The 6,568-nt window shown below is 36.8% G+C and carries 7 protein-coding genes; 2 read left to right on the top strand and 5 right to left on the bottom strand.

Translation table 11 applies throughout. The features are described from left to right. Window positions 1-1,657: DNA topoisomerase IV subunit A (gene parC, locus ACJML3_RS04975; RefSeq protein ID WP_406021143.1), on the bottom strand; the 1,657-nt coding region annotated here is incomplete at its 3' end. A 104-nt stretch (window positions 1,658-1,761) separates the two neighbouring features. On the opposite strand from parC, the gene ACJML3_RS04970 reads away from it, so the two are divergent. Further along, complete coding sequence (locus ACJML3_RS04970) at window positions 1,762-2,412, top strand: murein L,D-transpeptidase family protein (RefSeq protein WP_406021141.1); 651 nt, start codon at window positions 1,762-1,764, stop codon at window positions 2,410-2,412. 7 nt (window positions 2,413-2,419) lie between these two features. Here ACJML3_RS04970 and ACJML3_RS04965 read toward each other — a convergent pair whose 3' ends face one another. Continuing rightward, entirely contained in the window at window positions 2,420-2,788 is a 369-nt protein-coding gene (locus ACJML3_RS04965; RefSeq protein ID WP_406021139.1) for a hypothetical protein, read from the bottom strand. Beyond that, entirely contained in the window at window positions 2,785-3,327 is a 543-nt protein-coding gene (locus tag ACJML3_RS04960; RefSeq protein ID WP_406021138.1) for a flavin reductase family protein, read from the bottom strand. Before ACJML3_RS04960 ends, ACJML3_RS04965 begins: the two co-directional genes overlap by 4 nt. A gap of 189 nt (window positions 3,328-3,516) precedes the next feature. On the opposite strand from ACJML3_RS04960, the gene ACJML3_RS04955 reads away from it, so the two are divergent. Continuing rightward, the gene (locus tag ACJML3_RS04955) at window positions 3,517-4,290 is read left to right on the top strand and encodes an SDR family NAD(P)-dependent oxidoreductase (protein ID WP_406021136.1); all 774 of its coding nucleotides are present in this window, start codon (window positions 3,517-3,519) and stop codon (window positions 4,288-4,290) included. Between the two features lie 32 nt (window positions 4,291-4,322). Here ACJML3_RS04955 and recJ read toward each other — a convergent pair whose 3' ends face one another. Next, entirely contained in the window at window positions 4,323-6,023 is a 1,701-nt protein-coding gene (recJ, locus tag ACJML3_RS04950) for a single-stranded-DNA-specific exonuclease RecJ (protein WP_406021134.1), read from the bottom strand. Between the two features lie 266 nt (window positions 6,024-6,289). Further along, window positions 6,290-6,568: PD-(D/E)XK nuclease domain-containing protein (locus ACJML3_RS04945; RefSeq protein WP_406021132.1), on the bottom strand; the 279-nt coding region annotated here is incomplete at its 5' end.

The following is a 6,568-nucleotide window of genomic DNA, read 5'->3' as shown; positions in this document are numbered from 1 at the left end:
CCTGATCGTTAGTTTTTCCGGATGCTTTTGACATGAACTTGTCACCAGAACGATATGACATAGAAAGTGCGTCAACATCGCTTCCAGATGCAGCTCTTACCCACCCCATCTTTGAAAGAATTACTGTGACAGGAGTACTTGGAATAAAATCATCCTCACTCATTGCCTGAGCAGCTACATTCTCTACGAGGTGACAACGTCTTTCATCTCCGTAAAGTTTGGTATCAGATTGAATTTCCTTCTTAATGAAAGTATGAAGCTTTGCCTCAGAGCCTAGCAGTGTTTCTAGTTTTTGCTTTTCTTCAGCAAGTTTCTCCTGCTCTGCCTTGATTTTCATTTCCTCAAGTCTTGCAAGCTGTCTTAACTTGGTTTCAAGAATATACTCTGCCTGAACCTCCGTAAGACTAAAACGCTCCATAAGTTTTTTCTTTGGCTCATCTTCTTTTCTGATTATCTCGATTACTTCATCAAGATTCAAAAATGCAATGAGCAGACCATCTAACAGGTGCAGACGCTTATTTACAGCCTGAAGTCTGTTATCAAGTCTACGTCTTACAGATTCAACTCTGAATTCAAGCCACTCTTTTAAAATAGTTTTAAGATCCTTAACAGCAGGCTTTCCATCAAGTCCTAGAATATTCAGATTTACTCTGTATGTCTTTTCAAGATCTGTTACAGCAAACAGATGCTCCATAAGAGCATTGATATCTACTCTCTTTGATCTTGGAGTGATAATTAGTCTGCATGGATTATTAAAATCTGATACATTCTTAATATCAGATACAAGTGGTAACTTCTTCTTGTTCATTAGATCTGCAATCTGTTTTTCAATTGCACCACCACCGACCTGATAAGGAAGAGCTGTTATGATAATCTCATCTTTTTCAACCTTGTATACGGCTCTTACTCTTACTGTTCCTTTTCCTGTTTCATAAATCTTCTCAAGCTCATGTCTTGAATTTGAAATCTCGCAGCCTGATGGATAATCAGGAGCAGGAACGAACTCCATCAGATCTTTGACTGAACAGTCTGGATGATCAAGAAGATATACAGCAGCTTTTGCAACCTCAGTAAGATTATGAGGAGGGATATCAGTTGCCATACCCACAGCAATACCTGTAGTTCCATTCAGTAGAATATTTGGTAATCTTGCAGGCAGATATTTAGGCTCATCAACTGTTCCATCAAAATTTGGAACCCAATCAACACAGCCTGTATTGATATCCTGCAAAATTGCATCTGAATATGGAGCTAATCTTGCCTCAGTATAACGGAATGCCGCAAATGATTTTGGATCTTCAACATCACCCCAGTTACCCTGACCATCTACTAGAGGATATCTGTAGGAGAAAGGCTGAGCCATAAGAACCATTGCCTCATAACATGCAGCATCTCCATGAGGATGATATTTACCGATAACCTCACCAACGGTTCTTGCTGATTTTACATGCTTAGATTTAGGAGTGATTCCAAGCTTATGCATTGCATAAACAATTCTTCTTTGAACTGGCTTCATGCCATCACACACTGAAGGGAGAGCTCTATCTGTAATTACACTCATCGAATAATTCAGATATGCACTTTCAGCAAAAGATGACAATGGCAGTAATTCCACACCATCTAAGCTTAAATTCTTATCTTGATTTTGATCTGACATTGATTTTTTCTCGCAAAATCTTTGTACAATGCGTTACAATTTTATATATAAAGCTATTATAACAAATATATTTTTTCTTTTTTCTCAAGAAACAGTAACTTCTGATGAACAACAAGCTTTTTTATAGACTTTTGACAGTGCTGTCGATTTTTGTATCAAGTGTAGCATCTGCTGATACCTTCAAGAATCTTCCTGCACACCTTCTTACAAAGGCTATCAGTACTGATGTAGTCTATGATGAGGATTTTGACTACTCAAAACTCAAAAAGACACATGATTTGATTTTTTCCTATCAAGAAAGTGTACCTGTACAGGTTACACCAAAAGCAAAGGTTGTTGACCATGTTGTTGTATACAAAGCTGCACATAAAATGGTTCTTTTAAAAGACAATGAGACTGTCTGTTCATTCTGGATTGCTCTATCAAACAAGCCACAGGGTAAAAAGCAGTTTGAAGGAGATAAAAGAACACCTGAGGGTACATACACTCTTGATTATGTAAAAACAAAATCATACTTCTACAAGGCAATGCATATATCCTATCCAAATATGGAAGATAGAGCTTTTGCAAAGTCTCAAGGAAGAAAGCCAGGTGGAATGATTATGGTTCATGGACAGCCACCTTCAAAAGGAGAATACCATGAGTCAGTACAAAGAACAGACTGGACTGACGGATGTATTGCTCTACTCAATCCTGATATAGATAAGTTCCTATCACTTGTAGATGTTGGAACTCCTATAACAATCCATCCATAACAGTCTTTTAATCTTCAGGGAACCAGGCAACAGAAGTTTCGTTTGTGGAATCGTCTATTGAAAAGACGATATCCGCAACATGCTTTGAATATTCCTCATCAAGATCGTCTGTCATCAAGAATACTTGAGCTACGGCAAGAGAATCTTTAAATTCCATCATAGATGCAGAGATTTCATCAGATTCTGATACGCTCTTGAACATTAAGCCTATATTCTTGAATCCATCCTGCTCATAAAGAGCTCTGAGTCGATTGTATGAATCTTCATCAGTTTCAATTAAAGACTCTTCAGCTAGAGTAATATACAAATCTACAACTTTGTTTTGCAATGCTTCAAACTGTGCATCATCAAGAGCTTCTATTTTCTGCTCAATCATACAATCTCTCCTGAGGTACTAAAAGAGCCCCCACTTACATGATGAAGAGTATTTAAACAGCCAGGAACAAAAGACTGAGACTCATCATCAAAAAGCTCTTCTTTAACGTATACGTTCAAAACCTTGCAAAGGCAGATACCCTTATCTTTTAAAAGCTCAGGATCGGTAAGCTCACATTCAAAATATGCATTAGCATCTTTTAGAGTCTTAAATCCTAACTTTAAAGATTTCTCAAAAGGTAAATTAAAGTGCTCAAATTTATCTCCACTCTCGGAGCCATGAACTGAGCCTAGTTTTAATGCGATATCTTTTTGATCCTTTGATGGAAGTGCAACAACAAGTTTGCTTCCGTCTTTTAGATTTGCTGTTGTTGTATGTCCAAGATCCAGAACTAGTAAAAGCATATCAGTATCATAAGGGCATGACCATGCTGCAGTCATAATATTATCAGTACCCTGCTTGTTTTTAGTTGAAATGCAAACTAATGGTCCACCTGTAAAAACTCTATATGCAAGTTTTGTATCTAGATTCTTGTACATAACAATCTCCTATTAGGATTTCTAGTAATTCAGTTATATGCAATCAAAATGTAATTTAATCAATTGTTACACAAAAATGGCATGGACAACACATTTATATAAAAAAATATATTTCTTGTCTTAAGTGATTAAAAAGAATAGAGTTTTTTTAGCAGACTTTGTTTTGTTTAACTTAGAAAAGGAAATATTATGAACTACAAAACAGTGTTAGTAACAGGCGCTTCTGCTGGTTTTGGTCTTGCTACTGCTAAGCTACTTGCAAATAACGGTTATAAGGTAATTGCTCTTGCACGTCGTGAAGATAAGCTAAAAGAACTTTCTTCATTATCTGATAATATCTATCCTGTAGTAATGGATGTTACTGATGCTAAAGCTGTTCAAACTCTTGTTTCATCTTTACCTGATGAGTTCAAGGATATAGATGTAATCGTTAATAATGCAGGTCTTGCCTTAGGCGTAGAAAAAGCTCAAGAATGCTCTCTTGAAAAATGGAAGACCATGGTAGACACAAATGTTCTAGGCGTTTTGAATGTTACTCATACTATTCTTCCTTCACTAGTAAAAAAGAATAAAGGATTTATTATTAATCTTGGCTCAACCGCAGGCTCTTGGCCATATGTTGGTGGCAATGTTTATGGCGCAACCAAGGCCTTTGTAGAACAGTTTTCAAGAAATTTAAGAACTGATGTTCAAGGTACTGCTATCAAGGTTACTGTAATTAAACCAGGTCTTTGCTCTGACACAGAGTTCTCATACGTTCGTTTAAATGGTGATGAAAAGAAAGTTAACGATCTTTATTCAGGAACAAAATCAATTCTTCCAGAGGACATTGCAAATACCATTCTATGGCTTTTAAACAACCCAGCTCATGTAAATGTAAATGAAATTGAAATGATGCCAGTTTGCCAGGCTTATGGTGGATTGAAAGTTGTAAAAGATCTTGATTTTACAGAGAAAAAATAAATATTAAAAACCTGCCAAATCTGGAAGGTTCTTTATACTGGCTCGATATTTAAGATCCTGATTTCCAGTCTCTCTGATCTCATGTAATGACTTACGCTTACATTGTAGACAACCCTAACCAGTGTATTTTCAGTTATCTGTTTTTCGTTTGCAGTTGCTCTTAGTTTTATCGCTCTCATGGTTGATCCATCTTCACCTCTTAATACAAAACGAAGATGACGTGAAGCAACTAAGGAAACATCTTCAACAGTAAATATTCCATCAAAGCATGGTTCTTCAAAGCCATTTCCCCATGGGCCAAAGGCTTCTAAGTCTCTTGCAAAAGCAAGATTCTGATAGTTTGAAGGTAACTCTCCATCAGATATGATTTCATCTTCAGTTGGATTACCAAGACATTCTTTTGCAATTTCATTGAACATTTGTCTGAAGGTATCTAAAGAGTCTTTTCTTATGGAGGCGCCTGCAGCCATTGCATGTCCACCATAACGGGACAATAGATTTGGACACTTCTCATCCATGGCTTTTAGAATTTTTACCATACTAAAGCCAGGAACTGAACGTGCTGAACCAAGAAGCTCTTCACCATCACCAGAGAACACAAATGTTGGAACAGAGAACATTTCCTTGATTCTGCTTGCGATAAGGCCACCAAGACCTACAAGCCAGTTTGGTCTGTAAAGAACAATTGCACAGTTGCCTTTCTGAGATTGAGCATCTTCAGTAGCTTCTTTTAAAAATACGCGCTCATAATCGCCTCTGCGCTTATTGCACATATCAAGCTCACGAGCTATCGCCATAGCCTCATGCTCATCATCTGTAAGCATTAGTGAAACAGCTGGATTATTTTCAAGCTTTATTCTGCCAGGTGCATTAAGTCTTGGACATAAATCAAATGCTATGCTTGTTGCATTGATTCCTTCAAGATTAACTTTGCATGATGAGGCAAGAGCCTTAATACCTACAAGACACTCACCATTTTTAATTCTGTTAAATCCGTATTTGACAAGTTTTCGATTATTGCTGTCAAGAACCATAACATCACCAATGGTTCCTAAGGAAACAAGATCTAAAAACCTTCCGATTCTTGGAATATAACCAAGAGAATTATAAAAACCTTTGTCTCGAAGAATTGCTCTTGTGGCTACAAGAACATAGAAAAGAACACCTGCGCCACAAAGATTCTTTGATGGGAATGTATCACCTTTTCTTTTTGGATCAACGATAGCATCTGCAAGAGGAAGTTCTTCAGGAACTTCATGATGATCAGTAATTACTACCTTTAAACCTCTGCTTTTTGCATATTCAATGGATTCTTTACATGACACCCCGTTATCTACGGTAACAATAAGTTTGATACCATCTTCAAGAGCAGCATCAACAGCTGTTTTGCTGATACCATATCCGCCTTCATAACGAGATGGGACAAAATAGGATACTTTCTTAGCACCTAAATCATAAAGACCTCTTACACCTAAAGCTGTACCTGTTATACCGTCCACATCATAGTCTCCGGCAACTAGTATTCCTTCACCGTTTTCAATTGATGTGGCAATGATTGAACTGGCTTTATCGATATCTAAAAGATCTTTGTAGTGATGGATATCTGAAAGAGAACAGTTAACATCGCTCTCTGTTTTAAGACCGCGTCTGGCAAGGATCTGACGCAAAATAGGATCTGATATCAGCTCTTCAAGCTGAGAGTCATCTACATATTCACGTCTAATAATCTTCACGGTATATCCAGCACTTTGTTAACTATATTGAAATATTATATGGAGTATTTATGTTAAATAAAAGTGCACAGACAAAGATTAGTTATATATTGTGAACAATCCTTGTGAATATTCATTTTTCACTTAGGTCAAAATAAATAAAACCAAAAGTTTCATCAAGAAACGATGATAATAATCTTCAGTTTCCGCTATAGATAGATTCTTTTTACGCCACACCATAGGTGTTACAGCTGTTACGACATGTGTAACACATCTAAATAAAACTTTTATTTCAGTTTCTTTCCTACAACAACACATTCCTTTTTACAAAAGCATATGCCATATGTATTAACTGTTTTAATGTCATTTCTTTTGATATACGGATTGGCATACTTCTTTTGGATTATCTGTTCAATGGCTGCCTGTGCTATTAAAACCTTATCCTCATTTTCATCCTGAGTCTGCTTCAGTTCCAGAATTACAATTCCACCTCTGCTTCTGCCAGACTTTATGACCAAATCTATATAGCCGTTTCCAGACTCAAAATTGGATTTCTGTTCTTCTAT

It is taken from the genome of Succinivibrio sp. (assembly GCF_045124615.1).
Classification (GTDB): Bacteria; Pseudomonadota; Gammaproteobacteria; order Enterobacterales; family Succinivibrionaceae; genus Succinivibrio; species Succinivibrio faecicola.
The sequence above is the reverse complement of the archived record's forward strand: the minus strand, read 5'-3'. Positions and strand labels throughout refer to the sequence as shown.